This window comes from Paenibacillus sp. Y280 (assembly GCF_056786335.1).
Genome location: NZ_JBXCIW010000006.1, coordinates 40,270 through 58,335, shown reverse-complemented (window position 1 = coordinate 58,335; position 18,066 = coordinate 40,270). Strand labels below are relative to the sequence as shown.

12 protein-coding genes are annotated in these 18,066 nt (G+C 49.3%); all 12 read right to left on the bottom strand.

The window, feature by feature from the left end; all coding sequences use genetic code 11:
- Window positions 1-71: 71 nt before the first annotated feature.
- Window positions 72-422, bottom strand: a complete 351-nt coding sequence (spoVAE, locus tag AC1TPC_RS09730; protein ID WP_482066662.1) for a stage V sporulation protein AE — start codon at window positions 420-422, stop codon at window positions 72-74.
- A 6-nt stretch (window positions 423-428) separates the two neighbouring features.
- The gene (spoVAD, locus tag AC1TPC_RS09725; protein WP_482066661.1) at window positions 429-1,442 is read right to left on the bottom strand and encodes a stage V sporulation protein AD; all 1,014 of its coding nucleotides are present in this window, start codon (window positions 1,440-1,442) and stop codon (window positions 429-431) included.
- Window position 1,443: 1 nt separating this feature from the next.
- Window positions 1,444-1,935 carry a stage V sporulation protein AC gene (gene spoVAC / locus AC1TPC_RS09720; protein ID WP_482066660.1) on the bottom strand — a complete coding sequence of 164 codons (492 nt, stop codon included), beginning with the start codon at window positions 1,933-1,935 and terminating at the stop codon, window positions 1,444-1,446.
- A 353-nt stretch (window positions 1,936-2,288) separates the two neighbouring features.
- Window positions 2,289-4,313, bottom strand: coding sequence for a beta-galactosidase (locus tag AC1TPC_RS09715; protein WP_482066659.1), 2,025 nt, complete (start codon window positions 4,311-4,313; stop codon window positions 2,289-2,291).
- A gap of 92 nt (window positions 4,314-4,405) precedes the next feature.
- Entirely contained in the window at window positions 4,406-6,094 is a 1,689-nt protein-coding gene (locus AC1TPC_RS09710; RefSeq protein WP_482066658.1) for an ABC transporter substrate-binding protein, read from the bottom strand.
- Between the two features lie 71 nt (window positions 6,095-6,165).
- Window positions 6,166-7,059 carry a carbohydrate ABC transporter permease gene (locus AC1TPC_RS09705; protein ID WP_482066657.1) on the bottom strand — a complete coding sequence of 298 codons (894 nt, stop codon included), beginning with the start codon at window positions 7,057-7,059 and terminating at the stop codon, window positions 6,166-6,168.
- Window positions 7,060-7,071: 12 nt separating this feature from the next.
- Window positions 7,072-8,031, bottom strand: coding sequence for an ABC transporter permease (locus AC1TPC_RS09700; protein WP_482066656.1), 960 nt, complete (start codon window positions 8,029-8,031; stop codon window positions 7,072-7,074).
- A 301-nt stretch (window positions 8,032-8,332) separates the two neighbouring features.
- Window positions 8,333-9,892 (bottom strand): response regulator transcription factor, encoded by a 1,560-nt coding sequence (locus AC1TPC_RS09695; protein WP_482066655.1) that lies wholly within the window; start codon window positions 9,890-9,892, stop codon window positions 8,333-8,335.
- Complete coding sequence (locus AC1TPC_RS09690) at window positions 9,885-11,687, bottom strand: sensor histidine kinase (protein WP_482066654.1); 1,803 nt, start codon at window positions 11,685-11,687, stop codon at window positions 9,885-9,887. Before AC1TPC_RS09690 ends, AC1TPC_RS09695 begins: the two co-directional genes overlap by 8 nt.
- Before the next feature lie 248 nt (window positions 11,688-11,935).
- Entirely contained in the window at window positions 11,936-12,286 is a 351-nt protein-coding gene (locus tag AC1TPC_RS09685; protein ID WP_482066653.1) for a hypothetical protein, read from the bottom strand.
- A 156-nt stretch (window positions 12,287-12,442) separates the two neighbouring features.
- Window positions 12,443-15,277, bottom strand: coding sequence for a glycoside hydrolase family 3 C-terminal domain-containing protein (locus AC1TPC_RS09680; RefSeq protein ID WP_482066652.1), 2,835 nt, complete (start codon window positions 15,275-15,277; stop codon window positions 12,443-12,445).
- A 5-nt stretch (window positions 15,278-15,282) separates the two neighbouring features.
- Window positions 15,283-17,667 (bottom strand): glycoside hydrolase family 95 protein, encoded by a 2,385-nt coding sequence (locus tag AC1TPC_RS09675; protein ID WP_482066651.1) that lies wholly within the window; start codon window positions 17,665-17,667, stop codon window positions 15,283-15,285.
- Window positions 17,668-18,066: the final 399 nt, after the last annotated feature.

Below are 18,066 nucleotides of genomic sequence, written 5' to 3'. Positions count from 1 at the left end.
GTACACAAATTTTTTCGCTCCAAAAAAAATTGGAAGATCCCACAGGATCCCCCAATTTGAAAATCATATTATTATCCTTTTGGCCTGACCACGAGCGCTGCCAGAAAGGAGAAAATGATGGCCGCCGATATGCCCGCGCTTGTTACTTTAAAGATACCGGATATTACGCCGATCCAGCCTTGATTATGCAGCTCGGTAAGCGCCCCATGAACGAGCGCATTACCGAAGCTTGTAATCGGAACGGTAGCTCCTGCTCCAGCGAACTTAACCAGTGGCTCGTACAAATCAAAGCCGTCAACGATGGCTCCGATAACAACTAATGTGGACATCGTATGCGCCGGTGTCAGCTTAAGCACATCGAACATAAGCTGGCCGATTACGCATATTGCTCCACCGACTAGAAACGCCCATAAAAAAATCATACCGCCTCACCCCCCTTTCGCACTTATTGCCACCGCATGTGCAATGCATGGAATGCTCTCGCCTTGCTGGAACGATAGCGGAGATAACAGCGCTCCGGTAGCAACGACCAAAATTCGTTTCAATTCGCCTTTCTTGATCCGTTTAAGCAAATGCCCGTAAGTGACAACCGCGGAACAGCCGCAGCCGCTGCCGCCAGCTTGGACCTTTTGCTTCTGAACGTCAAATATCATGAGGCCGCAATCGTCAAACACCGTATCGTCCATTGGTACGCCGTTTTGAATCAGAAGCTTCTTCGCAATCGGATGCCCAACTCCGGCTAAATCGCCCGTTACGATTAAGTCATAATCTTTAGGCTGGCGTCCCGTATCGTTAAAATGGGCTTGGATCGTGTCGACCGCTGCGGGCGCCATTGCAGCTCCCATATTAAAAGGATCAGTAATGCCCAAATCAATGACTTTGCCGATAGTCGCGCACTCCACGACCGGACCGTCGCCTTTATCGGCAATGATGGCTGCGCCTGCTCCCGTGACAGTATATTGCGCCGTTGGCGGCTTTTGGGAGCCATATTCCGTCGGATAGCGGAACTGCTTCTCCGCAGTACAGTTGTGGCTGCACGTACCGGCAAGCACATGGCTGCCTCCGCCCGCGTTCACGACAAACGAAGCGAGCGCCAGCGACTCCATGGAGGTGGAGCATGCGCCGAACAAACCGATATATGGAACGCCGAGCGATCTTGCAGCAAAGCTGCTGCTAATGATCTGATTCATCAAATCGCCGCCAAAATAAAATTGAAGCTGATCGCGCTGGATGCCGGCATTCTGAATAGCGAATTCAGATGCTTGCTCAAGCAATAGCCGTTCCGCCTTCTCCCAGCTCTTCTGCTGCATATCTAGCTCGGGATGGACAAGATCAAACTCAGCTGCCAGCGGACCTTGTCCCTCGTCCGGACCAACCACAGTCGCTTCGCCAATAATAACCGGTCGCTTCTCGAACCACCATGTCTGTTTCCCGCGCAGCATATTATTGACCTCCAGTGCCAAGTATGAGATGGGCAATACCGACGAAGAAAGCCGCGACCGTGCCGAACACAAGAACGGAGCCTGCAAGCTTGAACATATTTCCGCCTACGCCAAGCACTAGTCCTTCGCTGCGGTGCTCCAGCGCCGCTGAGCACATGGAATTCGCAAACCCTGTTACAGGGACGGCGGAGCCAGCACCGGCCCATTGTGCGATTTTGTCATATACGCCAAGGCTTGTTAAAATAACGGAGATCAGAATAAGCGTTGCAACTGTAGGGTTGCTTGCCGCTACCTCGCTCATTCCCATCCCATGTACAAAAAGCTCTTGAATGCATTGTCCCACTACGCATATCGCTCCGCCAAAAACAAATGCCTTCAGGCAATTCCCGAGAATCGACCGCGGAGGCTCCATGGTCTTTGCGAAGGACTGATATTCTTTAGGCGACATCGACATTTTTTTGTAATTGTTTTTACTTTTGCTTTTTACAGCCATTGCAGCATCCTCCTATTCCGCTACGGCTTCTCCATATGCGCGAACTCGAAGCTCCGTAACCGTTTTGCATTCTTCTCGTTCATTATTTGTAATAGGAGGTAGCAATATTCCAGCAAAAAAAGGATTGCCCGCAGACTAATGTCTAGTCGTGGACAATCCTTCATTTATAAGCATTTCGCAAATAATAAAAGAACGAGCAAAACGTACAATGCTAACACATATATGCTCATTAAATAACGTTGCCGCCGCTTCGTGGACACAAGGCGCTGCTCCCCTCATACCGGGCATTTATCTACAGCATATGCTTAATGCCCGGAGTTGAGCCTATCCCTTGCGATTAAGCTGGGCAATTGTTAGCCCTCGATTATCATAACGCCTTTGGCTGCCAAGCTGTAAGTCCCGCTTACCAGACTTTCAGTCAATAGCTCATTGCGAGGCTGCGCTCCGAGCTGCAGCTCGGCAGCTTCTGCATTATGGTTCAAAATAAACGTAAACGAGTTGCCGTCTTTGCTCCGGCGCGTAACTTCAACACCAGTAGGTGCAGCAAGCAACGGCTCAATTCCTTTTTCCTTGCAAAGATTCGTTAGAAGCGATTGCAGGAAATGCTGGTCAGGGCTGGAAGCGATATACCAAGCCTCGCCTTTGCCGAATTTATTGACCGTAACAGCAGGCATGCCTTTGTAGAAATCAGATCCGTATTCAGCGACTACTTCAGCTCCTTCTGCGTGAATCAGGTCGCAGAGCAGGCTGCAAGTGTAAGTTCCGCTAAGCTCGCCGTCTACTTTTGTCATCACCATCTGATTTTGCTGGCCAGGCAGCAGCGCGTCGATTTCCTCGGCCCAAATGCCAAGTACTTTGCGAAGCTTGCCAGGGTAACCGCCTGTTGTGACAAGGTCATTCTCGTTTACGATGCCGCTGAAGAAGGTCGTGATAAAGGTGCCGCCGCGCTCGACGAATGCTTCTACCTTCTCTGCAAAGCCCGGTTTAATCATGTACATAACCGGCGCTATAACGAGATCGTACTGATCAAGACTTTCTTCCACGCTGATCATATCGGTTTGAACGTTCAGCTCGAACAGGGCATCGTAATATTTATGAACCTCGTCCACATATTTAAGCGCGATGCTTGGCCCGCTCGATAATTCGACAGCCCAGCGGTTTTCCCAATCGAACACAATTGCCGCTTTCGCATCGATGCGCGAATCGAGCAGCTTATCCGAAAGCTTGGTAAGCTCGCGGCCCAGCTCTGCGCATTCGCGGAATACGCGGGTATGCTCATGGCCAACATGCTCAATGACCGCGCCATGATATTTCTCGCATGCCCCAATCGAGCGGCGCAGTTGGAAGAACATAACGGTGTCGGCGCCATGGGCCACAGCCTGGTAGCTCCACAGCCGCATAACGCCTGGACGCTTCAGCGCGTTATAGGCTTGCCAGTTTTGCTGGCTTGGCGTTTGCTCCATGAGCATGAAGGGCTGTCCGCTCTTCAGGCCGCGCATCAATGCATGCGTCATCGCAGTATAGCTGACAGGCGTGTCAATGGAAGGATAGTTGTCCCAAGACACGACATCCATATGCTTCGCCCATTTGAAATAATCTAGCTCTGGATAGGTCCCCATCAGGTTCGTTGTGATCTGTATGTTAGGCGAATGCTTGCGGATCTCATCGTATTCGATTAAGTAGCAATCCAGCAGCGCATCCGATTGAAATCTGCGGTAATCCAGCGAAATGCTTTGGAAGTTCGAGCGATTTCCGCCCCACTCCTCGCTTAGCGCGTTCGGAGGAACAATCTCATCCCAATCATAGAACGTGTGGCCCCAGAAGCTCGTATACCAAGCTTTATTTAATTGCTCAATCGTACCGTATCTTTTTTGCAGCCATGCTTGGAAAGCCTCGGCGCAGTTGTCGCAATAGCAATAGCCGCCATATTCATTGGAAATATGCCATGCTACTAGCGCTGGATGATCCTTATAGCGCTCTGCTAATTTGCTTGCAATCAGCTGCGAATATTTGCGGTACGCCGGGCTGCTTGGGCAGGAATTGTGGCGGCCGCCGAATTTGCGCTTGCGGCCTTCATAATCGACACGTGTAACATCTGGGTATCTTTTGGCCATCCATGCGGGATGAGCGCCCGTACTCGTTGCCAAGCAGACCGAAATATTGTCCTGATGCAGTTTGTTTATTATGTTGTCCAACTCTTCAAAATGATACGAATCTTCATTTGGCTGGATACGCGCCCATGAGAACACATTCACCGTCGCCACATCAATATCCGCAAGCTTGAACATGCGAATATCCTCTTTCATCGTCTCCTCGTCCCACTGCTCAGGATTATAGTCGCCACCATACCATATTTTTGGAAGTTTATGATTGATCATGCGTTTGTCGTTCTCCCTTCGAATTTCACTTATTGACAACGTGGGAAGAGAGCCCATGTAATGAGCCCTCTTCTTCGCTGCTTATTTTAAACTTATTTGGACCAGAGCGCCACGCGATCCTGTACCATTTTTGTAAATTCAGCATTCAGTTTGGCTACGCCCGCATCCTCAAGATCCTTAAGGAAGGCATCGTAGATTTTATCAAAGTCAGCCGGTTTAGCAAGAATCGCTTCAGGAATGTGTTTTTTCATAATGTCTTGCGTTTTTTGGAAAATAACGTTTGCTTGTGAACCCGTCTCGAACGGAAGCGTCCAAGCCGCGCCGTATTTGCGCTCTGGGAATGCATCGTCAGCCGGCCACAAATCTCTGTAGGTTTTCGCATTGTATTTCGCAAGCGTCTTCTTGTCTACCTCCGAATACGCCGTTTGAATTTGCTCAGGAAACGTCGTCGTGTAATAGTTGCCGGAAGGATCCTTCACGCCGTCGCCATAACGAGCCGACAGCAAGTAGTTGCCGATACCTGTCGTTTTCTTAAACGTATTGTTGTCATTCGACTTCTGAGCTTGAACATCGGCAGGAATAACGCGTTTGCCGTCTTCAATGTTGTAGTGCTTGCCTTCAATACCCCAGTTAACAAGCACTTGGCCTTCATCGGAAGCCAGGTAATCAAGGAATTTGATCAGACGAACAGGATCTTTAGCATCCTTTGTGATCCCTATTCCGTAGCCGGAAAGGTATCCCGTGCCTTGGAAAGAGTGATCCTGGAACGTGTCATTCAATGTAACTGGGAAACGAGCGTAAGTTGCTTTGAATTTACCTTCTGCTTTCAATGCGTTTTCCGCATCGGCGTAATCCCATTGTTGGTCGATAAGGCCCAGAACCCGTCCAGATGCCACTTTAGCTTTGTATTGGTCGTACTTTTGAACGAAGCTTTCTTTGTCAAGCAAGCCGATATCGTTCATGTGGTTCAACCAGCGGAAATATTCTCTTTCTTCCGGACGCTGATAGTGCATGATCGCTTCATGCGTTTCCTGGTTAACGTAGAACTCGCCGTCATCCGGAGCCCCTGTTGCGTAGAAAGCAGGGTTCGTCACGGAAATCAGAATTTGCCATTCCCCGCCGTTAAGCGACATCCCAATTGTTGGTTGGCCATCTGGTGTTTTTGGATTTTTCTCGATATAAGCTTTGATTGCCGCTTCGTAATCTTGTACGGTTTTGATTTCCGGATAACCGGCTGCTTCAAGCACTTGATGCTGCAGCTGGAAGCCGCCGCCCGCTTCAAAGTACGTTTGTCCTACGCCGTCTTGTGGAAGCATGTAAATCGCATCGTCGTCCTCGCTCCACCGAAGGCGGTTGAAGTATTCGCCATAAACCTTTTTCAGGTTCGGCGCGTGCTCCTCAATCAAAGGACGCAGGTCGATCATTGCGCCAGCATCAACCAATTTGCCTGCGCTGCCTTTTGGCATAACAAGGTCCGGATAATCGTCGCTTGCTACCATTAGGGCGAACATATCGGAATCGGTACCGCCAACAGGAAATTCCTGTTTAATCGTAATACCTGTTTTTTCTTGAATCGCTTTACCTACGTCGGATTGCATATCATCCCAGTTCGCGTTGTTGTCTCCCGATGCTGCGCGAATGGTAATCGGTTCAGCTGCTGCGCCTTCATTCGTCGTTCCGTTGCCCGTGCCGCCTTCATTATTCGAATTGCCGCAAGCTGTTACGAATACAAATACAAGTGCCAACATCAGGCTTAGTGCCATTTGCATCTTTCTTTTCATTGCTGGAAAGCCTCCCTTTTTTCTTGTGCGTGATGTACATGTATATAACAGGAAACCTGCTATTACCAAAATTAGCTTTTTACAGCTCCAAGCGTCATCCCTTTCACGAAATACTTCTGAAGGAAAGGATAAACCATTAGGATAGGGACGGTAACAACAATCGTAATCGCCATCTTAATGGACTCAGGTGAAACCGATGCGATCGCTTGCTGCGCATTCGGGTCGCGGTAATTGCTGCCCGTTTGCGTGGACAGCAGCACCTTCATCAGCTCGTACTGCAGCGTCGTATTCTCGGGACTCCTGTTGTTGTACAGGTAAGTATCAAACCAGGAATTCCAGTGTCCGACTGCAATGAACAAAGCGATTGTTGCAAGTACAGGCTGGCAAAGCGGAAGGATGATCTTCCAAAATATCGTCCAATCGTTCGCGCCGTCGATTTTGGCCGATTCTTGAAGCGCGTATGGCAGTCCGTCAATGTAGGAGCGGACTACGAACACGTTCCAAACGCTCAAAATAGCTGGAATGATGTAAACCGAGAACGTTCCGATCAATCCAAGGTTTTTCATAAGCAGGAAGCCCGGGATCAGGCCGCCCGTGAAATACATCGTCAGAGCGAATACAACTGACATCCATCTTCTTGCCTGAAAGTCAGGACGGCTTAACGTGTAAGCCATCATGGAAGCTGATAGTACACCGATTGCAGTACCTAATAACGTACGGATAACGGAGTTTTGAAAGCCGACCAGCAAGCCGTCGAAGCCAAAAATCGTCTCGTAGTTTTTTAAAGTAAATTCCCGAGGATAGATGGTCACACCGCCTCTGACGGTGTCCACTGAATCGTTAAACGAAATCGCAAGTACGTTAAGGAATGGATATAACGTTACAATAGCAACGATTGCCATGAATACATACACGAATGTGTCGAATATTTTATCGCCGGTAGCTCTTCTAGACGTTCCTTGCATATGCCCTGCCTCCTATATGATTGATTCTTTGGTGACTCGTTTGTATATTCCGTTCGCGATAAACACGAGCAGGATGCTGACTACGGAGTTGAATATACCGATGGCCGTACCATACGAATACCGGCTCATCTGAATACCGTACTTGAGCGCATACAGATCGAGAACCTCTGAAAAATCGGATACGAGAGGATTGCCCAGCAAAAACTGTTTTTCAAAGCCAATGCTTACTAAATGACCAATCGATAGAATGAACAATACCATGAAGGTTGTCCGAATGCCCGGCAGCGTGATATGCCACATTTTACGGAAGCGGCCTGCTCCATCTACCGTTGATGCCTCGTAAAGCTCGGGATCGATACCCGCCATCGCTGCTAGGAAGATAATCGAGTTCCAGCCCATTTCCTTCCACAGATCCGATAGCGTTACGATGCCCCAGAACCATTCGCCCTTAGCTATGAACTGAATCGGCGAATCAATGATATTTAAGTACATAAGCAGTTGATTGACTGCGCCGCCGTCCGTCGAAAGCATCTTTGATACAAGTCCGGCAACGACAACCCATGAAACAAAGTGAGGCAAATAGGAAATGGTTTGAACGGAACGCTTGAAGAACTGTCCTCTCATTTCATTCAGAAGCAGAGCGAAGATGACTGGAATCGTAAAGCTAACAACCAGCCCCATCGTGCTCATCGCAAGCGTATTTCGCAAAACGATATAAAATCGCTCGTCCTGGAACAACTCTATGAAGTTGTCAAGCCCTACCCACTTCTGATCCAGTATGGCGTTTTTCGGTTTGTAATTTTGAAATGCGGTTAACCAGCCCCAGACAGGTACATAGCTGAATATGAATATCCAGATGACGAATGGCAATGACATCATATACAAGTAACGCTGCTGGATAGCTCTGAACCAGAATCGGTTCTTTTTGTTTGTGGTCCCTGTTTTAAGGCCACCTTCTGTTAGCGGTTTCATCGTTGCTCCTCCTCATGTTTTCGCGTCCTGCAAAAACGGCTTCGCAAGCTACCTTCTTGTCTCTCGTAGCTTACCCTCTCTTATCTGTACTTATCATAAACGATGGATGCCACTGCCTTGCACCCGACAAATTAGACCTAAAATCATATCAAAATAAGCACTTTCAAACGCTTTCATAACCGTTGGTTACAAACGAAGAGACAATTAAAAAAGACGTCTATTTCTCGCCCAGCTCTATCAGCCTAGCGATATAGACGTCATTTAACCTAATAGCTTTTGGATTAATAGCTTTCTATTTTCTTTATTCCGAAGCCGGCTTCCCAGATACGCTCTTGAAGGAGGAAGGAGAAACGCCCTTATACTTTTTGAATTTGCTATGGAAGTAATCGACATTCGCATAGCCGACCCGCTCCGATACCTGATGCACCTTAAGTCCCTCCTGCAGCAGCTCGATCGCATGCTGAATGCGGACTTGATCCAGATAAGTATTGAAATGCTCGCCCGTATAGTTTTTGAACATTTTACCGAGATAGCCGCTATTGTAATTGAATAGATCGGCCAGCGTCTCCAGCTTAATGTTCTCGCTATAGTGCCGTTCAATGAAATCCGTCATCTGCTTCATTACGGAAAGACTGTCCGATTTGCCGATCTTCGCTGCCAGATCCGACAATCGCTTCTGCAGCTGCTCGATCATTTCATTATAATGATGCGCGAGATATAGCGCTGTAACCATCGACAAATCCTCTTGCACGGAAACCCCCGGGCTAGAAGCGGCCGCTTTGTTCAACACAATTGTAAGCAGCTGCGCCCAGCTCGACTTAATGGATTGCTCCGATGTTTCATAGGCGCAAATTTGATCAGATGCCTCTTGGATCGCCTTGTCCACTCCATCCTTGCTCCCAATATCCAGCATGTAATAAAGCTTCTGAGCAAGGCTGTCAATCGACGGCGCCTCGCTATGGATAGGCTCCTTCGATTGCTTGTCATAATCAGATAAGGATGCCAGATGAATTTGCTGACCCTGCAGCATAAAGCGCTGCTTCAGCAAGCCGCGAACAGCTGGCGTCCACTTCTGCAGCTCCGCAGGCTCGCGAACCGAATCGCTTGCGGCAGCCGCGAAGCGTACACGCGATCCGCAGCATTCCTCGATCCATTGCTTCATTTGCTCGCGCGAGCCGTTTTGCAGCAAAAAATCTTTCAGCAGCACACCCACATAGGGCTCAGCAGAAAATACCCAGCCTAGCTGCTTCTGTTCGATGATGTCCGCAAGCTTCTTCTTAAGGGTAGCATTCATCGTAAGGGAATGCTCCCTGCTGTAAAGCTCGATTAAGAGCAGCTGATAATATTTCGCAGGCGTGCCCAAGTGCGTTTTTAGCTCCTGACTGCCCGATGTGCCAGGATCGAGCTTGCCCGCGGCAAGCTGCTGAAGCATCTCCTCGCGCAGGAGCACCGTCGATTGCTCCACATTCTGCTGCTGCTCGGTTTGCTTCTTGAGCTGGGTGCTGATGCGCTCAACGTAACTCTCAAGCTCATCCTCATCGATCGGCTTCAGTATATAACCGTCTACATGATGCGCGATCGCTTGCTTCGCATAATCGAACTCGGCATAGCCGCTCAAAATTAAAAAATGGCAAACCGTATCCGTCTTCCTTATTTGCTCTATCGCCTGCAGCCCGTCCATGCCAGGCATACGAATGTCGATTAAAATCAAATCGGGATGAAGCATCGCATGCTTCTCCACGGCTTCTCGTCCGTTTGATCCTACTCCAACGACGGTGTAGCCGTACTTATTCCAATCCACTAAAGTCTGCAGCCCTTCTCGAATCATCGGCTCATCGTCGACTATAAGTACCTTATGCAAAAGGATGACCCCCTATCGGAATTTCAAAAGCAATGCGAGTACCCGATCCCAGCTCACTCATTATCGTTAAGCCGCAGCTCTCGCCGTAGATCATAACGAGCCGCTGATGAACGTTGCGCAGCCCAATCCGGTACTCCTCCTCTTCCTCCATATCATGCAGCGCTACATTAATTTGATTGATTTTGTCCTCGCTAATGCCTACGCCATTGTCAGCAACCTCTACGCGAAGCAATCGATCGCTCACCAGCGTCGTTAACGAAACGAGGCCGCCCTCCGCTACATTTTCCAGCCCATGCACGACAGCATTCTCGATGAGCGGCTGAATGATAAGCGGCGGTATTTCAATCTCTTGTCCGGATTCATCGATATCGAGGCGAAAGGTTAACCGATCGTTCCCGTATCTGAATTTTTGGATTTCCAAATAACAGCGAACCATTTCGAGCTCGTCCTTCAGGGCAATTTTGCGCGTTCCGACCTCTAAATTTCGACGTATCATTTTACCAAGCATACGGACGATCGACGATATTTCGGTCTCGCCCTTGATATGAGCCTTCATCCGAATCGATTCCAGCGCATTGAACAGAAAATGAGGATTGATTTGGCTTGCCATCATTTTTAGCTTAATTTCTTTCTGTCTCAGCTGCAGCTGCGCTTGCTGTTTGTGCGATTCCGCTACCTCGTCCATCAAGCCGCGTATGCTGACGACCATATTGTTGAATTGCTTGGATAATATGCCGATCTCGTCGCTTCCTGTCACATGGGATATGACATTCAAATCGCCCATCGCAACCTTGTTCAAATCTTTATTCAGCACAAGCATCCGCTTCGCTAAAATCGCCGAGAAAATATAGATCAATACGAACGCGATAAGGAGACTTAGCATAATGATGCCGAATCCAAGCAAGCTAATGCGATTGGCTCCGCTTACGATGCTTTCAATCGTAAATACAGAGACGATTTTGAGCCCGTTGCGGCTTGAATCGGGAAGCAGGTCCTCGATTACGATTTTAGAAGGCTTGCCGTCATATTTAAGCTCGTAGGTGCCTTCCGCTTTATTCGTCAGTTTGCTGGCAAAGTCCAATTCAGCTATGTTTTTGCCGACCCAATCGGGGTTCTTGGCCGCGATCATATAACCGCTATCATCGATAATCATCGTATCGAACGGCTCCTGGCTGATCATCGCGTTCAGTTCGTCCTGGTTGACACCTATAACGAGCACACCGCTTGTCCGGTAGGTAGGAAACGAAATTTTTCTAATTAAACTCAAATAGTTACGGTTGTTCTTCGTTTCGTCGGGTATATACCCCCAATGAATGCCGTCTTCCTCTATCGCGGTCTTATACCAGGGCTCCTGCGCAATGGAATCAGTCAGCTTAAGAAACTCCCAGTTATCCAATATCGTCATATTCGTCGTGTAGAAACGAATGTTGTAAATTTCAGTGTACAGATGAACATAGTCGCGAAAATCACGATAATCCCAAAATGCCTTTACAACCTCGAAGGTGGAATTGTATTGCGTATTGACGACATTAGTCAATCGGTTGTCGACGAGCAGCTTATCTGAAATCTCAATCGGCATCCGTATAATATCGAGCGTCTGCTTCTTGATTCGCTCTACGTTATTCGTAATTTGCTGCGTTGCTTGGTCAAGCACATTTTGCCGGAAAGCAACGGTCAAAAATATGCCTACGATAAGCACCGGAACAAAAACGACAAGGATGAAAGAAAAAATAAGCTTGTTTTTGATGCGTACATTGTTCATTCTGTTTGCAATCGAACGGATGCCTTTCTTCATAAAGGCTGCTCCTCCCTTCAATAGGTAAGCGTTTACTTTTTTGCGCGAAGTTTTGAAGCATCCTATATTATAAAGCGGAGAGGGACGCATTCATACATGACTTATCCGTCATTTTATCATATGGAAATTAGACATTGCTCTTCATGGCTTGCAAATGCGATGAGATAGCGATCTTCTGGTATCTGATATTTTAAGTATCTTTCGATAGTCAAAGTAGGACATCATAACCGCACAAAAAAACCGCTCTGTTAGAGCGGTATGCGGTACAATGAATGCTGCTCCACGACATGCTCACCTTTGTTATACAGCCATTGAAACTTAAATCTATCGCCTGTATAACACGTCTTGCTTCGAATATCCGTAAGGATCACCGTTTCAAAATGGTCCAAAATGATCTGCTGCATCGAGGAAAGCCGCTCCTCATTCGCCTCAAGCTGCTGCTCGGCCTCTTCATCCGATTGGGCAGTCTGCGCGAAGTATGCAAAAGCAGCATCTCTGTCGCTGATCGCAGCAGGCAATGGATGCCCGGAGCCTCGAAATACTTCCTTCACCGTATCGATCCAATCCTTGTACAAGTCTATTTCAATCTCGTTCTTCACTATAACTAGCTCCTCTGCCTATGTTCAATGCTCCTTTAAACAATAAAGCCGTATTTGGCAAAATGCAACCTCAGCCGCACAAGAAAGCGGAGCTGTCTAAGGCCAGACTTGCAGCCTTGAGCAGCTCCGCTCGAGTTTTTTCATTGGACGTTGTTATTATTGGATGTGAAAATAGCTCAGTTTCACGCTTCCCTTCAAGCCGATAACCAAGTTGCCATCCGGCTTGATGCTTGGCAGCTCAATCCGAACGGTTTGCCATTCCTGCTCGCCGCTCGCAGCAACGTTGCAAGCACCGATAACGGTACCCGCTTGGCTGCCTATCAGAATAGTAAGCTCGCCGCCCTGCTCACCGCCGCTAACGCGTGCTTCAAACGAAGAAGAACCCCTCGACCAATCGATATCCTTGAACTTGATCCAGCCTCCGGATTGCGACAGCCTAATAGCCGTGCCGCCCTCCTTGCTCTCGTCCAAGTAAACATGCGCATAATCATCATAGTTCTCCGCGCGGGTTTGCTGCGACAGGTTGCGCGGCGGAATCGTTTCGCCTTCAATTGTGATTGTTCCGGACACCTTGACGTCAACGGATGAGCCTCCAGCCGCAAATGTGTATTCCGCAGCTTCAAGGCAGAACCGATCACGCGTCACATCCCAAATCGCCAGCTCTTCCGCTGGCACGATCAATTGCACAGCCTTGGTCTCTCCCGGCTGCAACGCTATGCGCGTAAAGCCGACCAGCTTCTTAAGCGGACGCTCCACCCTTGAGCCTTCCGTACGAACATATAATTGAACGACCTCATCGGCTGCAACGCCAGATTCGTTCGTCACTAGTAACTGAACTGTAACGCTGCCGTCAATGCTTGTTGCGTTGTTCGTTATTTCAAGCTGGCTATATCGGAATGTACCGTAGCTGAGCCCATAGCCGAATGGGTACAATGGCTCGCCGTCGAAATACAAATACGTTCTTTTGCCTTTTAAAATGTCATAGTCCATCAGATCCGTCAGCTGCTCTTCTGATTTGTACCAGGTCATGTTCAGCCGTCCCGCCGGTGAGTAGTCGCCAAACAGCATGTCAGCGATGGCGTTGCCAAGCTCTTGTCCGGCATGCGACAGATAAACGATCGCCGGTATTTTCTCGTTAACCGCGTTCAGCGCAAACGGGTAGCTGCCGATGACAACAACAACCGTGTTCGGGTTGGCCGCAAATACAGCGCTAATCAATTCATTTTGCGATGCTGCCAGATCTAGGCTCGGGCGATCGATCTCTTCCTTGCCGTTAATAAGCGGATTGTTGCCGACGAATACGATCGCGGTTTCCGCTGCCTTCGCTGCCGCTACCGCTTCCGCGATGCCATCCGTAATCACATCCTTCATGAACAGCTCGTTCGCTCCGATCTCTGCCGCTTCTGTAACTTGCAGCGGATCGGCTCCGCTATTCGGCGCCGTTACCAGCTTGCCGTTCCATGTCCGAATCGCAAATTGATTATTCGATTGCTCGTCGAGCTTGAACACTTCCTTCACATACCAGCCGAACGCTTCGCTTGCTGATGCAGCGATGTTTACATCGTCAGCGCTTGTAAGCAGCTTGCCGGAATTTTTGCTCTCGAGCGTATAGCTGCCCCAGCCCCAATCGGTTACTTCAAACGTCTCGCCGGACGCGGCATTATCCGATTCACCAGCCTGCAGACGGTTTTCATTGTCCGCGAAAGCCTGCAAAGCCTTGCCATTTGCAGCCGATTTCAATACGACGCGGTCGTTGCCGCTGCTGTACGAAACGGACTTGCCAGCCAGCTTGCTCTTAATGCCTTCAAGCGGCGTAACCTTGTATGGAAGCGAACCGGAATACCAGTCGCGGTATACGACATCGGCTAGCGGCCCGATAACAGCAATACTGCTTAGCTTCTCTTTATTAAGGGGAAGGGCGTTGTTTTCGTTTTTCAACAATACGATAGATTCACGCGCTGCTTGCAGCGACAATTGACCATGCTCAGGCGCGCAAAGCTTCGATTCCGGTACGTTGGCGTAAGGATTTTGGTCTGCTGGATCAAACTCGCCCAAGCGGAAGCGCACGCGGAACGTATTGATGAGCGCTTTATCCAAATGCTGCTCCGATAGCAAGCCTTCTGCCAATGCCTCGCGGATCGCGGCACAGGATTTCTCTTTATCGTCCGTAATGCTGTCAATTCCAGCTTTGATTGCATGCGCCACAGCATCCTTATAGGAGTCGTAATAGTGATGATCGTTGACGATTCCGAGCAGGTCGCCTGCATCGCTTACGATGAAGCCGTTCATGCCCCACTCCTCTTTTACTACTTTGTTTACATCCGCATGCAAAATAGTCGGCGTGCCGTTAACCGAGTTGTACGAGGTCATCATGGAATGCGCGCCGCCCTTCACGAAGGCTGGCTTAAACGCCGCTTGATAATATTCCTTCATATTGCGAGGGTCAATGCTCGCCGAGCAGCTGCCGCGATTAATTTCATTGTTATTGCCGATAAAATGCTTCAACGTTGCTACCGCTTTGAAATAAAGCGGATGATCGCCTTGAATGCCCTGCACAAGCGAAGCTGTCAGCTCGCCTGTCAGCTTTGGATCTTCGCCGTAAGCTTCCTCCGTCCTGCCCCAGCGCGGATCACGCTCCATGTCGACAGTTGGCGCCCAAAGCGTCAAGCCGTTAATGGCTGGATTGCGCTGAAAGTACACGCGCGCCTCGTCGCCAATAACAGAGCCAACTTCCTTGAGCAGCACGGGATTCCACGTACAGCCAAGTCCGATCGGCTGCGGGAACGTCGTCGCTTCGCCAAGCCATGCCATGCCATGCGCTGCTTCTGTTCCGTGCTTATACGGCTTTACGCCTAATCTCTCGATTTCAGGCTGGTATTGCACCATCGAATCGATTTTCTCATCGAGCGTAAATCGTGATACAAGGTCGGTTACCCGCTCTTCAAGCGGAAGCGCGATATTTTCAAACGGAAAACGTGTATGGGTCGTCATTATGGTTACTTCCCTTCATTGGTTATCGTAGTGATGCTGTACCATTCGTTCTTGCTCGTCGGGAACGGTACGGAAGCGTCAATGGCTGTGCCGTCAGAAGCATGAACCGTGAGCGCTTCCTTGGAACGCAGGCTGCATGGCAAACCATGCGTAGATCGTATGCGGCCGTTGATTAGCTTGCCGTCCATCCATTCGATATCAACGACGAAGCCGCCGCGAGCCTTAATTCCTTTTATATAACCGCTTGGCCAAGCAGCCGGTAAAGCGGGCAGAAGCTCTATTCCGTTCAAATGGCTTTGCAGCAGCAGCTCGGCAATACCTGCCGCTCCGCCAAAGTTGCCGTCGATTTGAAACGGCGGATGATCGTCAAACAAATTCGGATGCGTCGAGCGTGCGAGCAGCGTATGAATGAATCGGTAGGAGGACTCTGGTTCTTTAAGCCGCGCATACAGATTGATGAGCCAAGCGCAGCTCCAGCCTGTATGGCCTCCCCCGTTCTTAATGCGGCTCTCAAGCGACGACCGTCCAGCTTCTACAAGCTCCGGCGTTTCTTCTTGATTGATCGTTGTACCTGGATATAAGCCGTATAAATGCGAGACATGGCGATGGCCCGGTTCATGCTCCTTGAAGTGCTCATGCCATTCCTGCAATAAGCCGTCAGGTGCAATTTGCAGCGGCGGAAGCTTGCTTCTCGCAGCGGCGAGCCGTTCCGCAAATGCTTCATCATCCTGCAGCAGGCTTGCAGCCGTTATACAGTGCTCAAACAATTCGCCGATTAGCGTAATGTCCATGGCAGATGATTCTGCTACACTGCTCGCTTCTCCTTCGGCGGTTAGAAATTTATTTTCCGGCGAGGTAGACGGCGAGGTCATAAGCAACCCCTCTTCGTTCTCCTGCAGCCAGTCCAAGCAAAAGAGCGCTGCGCCTTTCATGAGTGGATAAGCTTTCTCCCTCAGAAAATACTCGTTCGGATTATATAAGTAATGCTCCCACAAATGCTGCGTCAGCCATACGCCGCCAAGCGGCCAGAATGCCCAGCTTGGATGTCCGGCAGTCGGCGTCGACGTCCGCCATAAATCTACATTGTGATGCGCAACCCAGCCCGCGCTGTTGTAATGAATCGCGGCCGTTCTCGCGCCGGACTCGCTTAGCTCCTCTATGAGCTGAAACAGCGGCTCATGGCACTCGCTCAAATTACCTGACTCGGCGGGCCAATAATTCATCTGCGTATTGATATTTGTCGTATAATCGCTGTTCCACGGCGGCTGCACCCGATCATTCCAAATGCCCTGCAGGTTAGCCGGCTGCGTACCTGGTCGAGAGCTCGCCATAAGCAGGTAGCGCCCATATTGGAAATACAACGCTTCCAGCTGCGGGTCCTGCTCACCACTTTTATAAGCTTCGAGACGCTCATCCGTCGGCAGTTGAGCATTAGGCGTATGTCCTAATTGGATATCTACGCGCTGGAGCAAACGGCGATGATCTTCAACATGACGTTCTCGCAGCTCTTCATAGCTATGTGCAAGAGCCGCTTCCAGCACGAGATTGTTTTGCATGCTTACCATTGCCTCACTCATAGCCGGCTGACGATCAAAACCTTCAAAGCTCGTTGCCGCGCTTAACAGAAATGTAGCCGTACGAGCACCGCGAATTTGCAGCTTCTTATCGTCGCTTGCCGAGACCTCGCCTCCGTCTATCTTCACGAGAAGCTTAGTCTGGAACGTAATGCCGCGATTCTGCTCATATTGAACAGCCTTTGGATGGTCGCCCATATAATTGTCCGCGACATGGCTCGGACAGCGTCCGTACAGCACGATTGAATCGTTACCCTGCGATGAAAGCTCAAACTGCACTGAAGCTTGCAGCGATGCCGTAAGCTCAAGAAGCTCGTCCCCATCCGCTTCGTAACGCGCGCAAAGCACTTGATCGACTGCGCTTATAAACGTCTCTCGCATATATGCGGTCTGCCCGATCTGGAACTGAGTCGAAGCAATCCCCGCATCAATATCAAGCTTGCGAATATAGTGTTCCGGTTGATCATGCTTTTGAGCAAAATGCTGATCTACGTACCAATCCGCCATCGGCTGATACGATTCGGTATTCGTTCCGAGCATTTTCGCCTCGATGAGCTGCTCTGCCTGGACGAACTGCTTCTCTGCAATCAATTCCCGAGCACGCTTCAAATAACGCAGCGCCTCGTAATTATTAGTATCGCGGGGAAAGCCAGACCATAGCGTATCTTCATTTAATTGCATACGTTCCCTATTCACGCCGCCAAAGACCATGCCGCCTATACGGCCATTGCCGATCGGCAGCGCTTCTTCCCAGCTTGAAGCCGGCTGCTTATACCAAAGGTTCAGCGGATGCATTTGCTCTGCTTGATTTGCCATATGTTTGGTCTCCTGTTTTAAAAAAACGGTTATTATTCATCATAACGGAATAGTCATCTTGTACAGTACCCATCAGATTTCATGCAAAATCATATAAAAATTAGCGCTTGTTTGCGGTAACGGTTAAATTTCAAATTTATTCGGGAGGCTGCCTGTATATCGGCGTTCTGATTAGTTCCTCTGTAAGCACCTATGTGTGCTTACAGAATCGGTGTATGAGTTACCTCGAAATGATGCTGTAAGCACGCATATGCGCTTACAGCGAAAGAGTGGCATGAGTTTGTGGCCGTAAGCACCTATATATGCTTATCGAGCAATTTCGGCGTATGAGAAGCCTCGAAATGGTGCTGTAAGCACGCATATGCGCTTACAGCGAATGAGTAGCGTGTGATTGTGCAC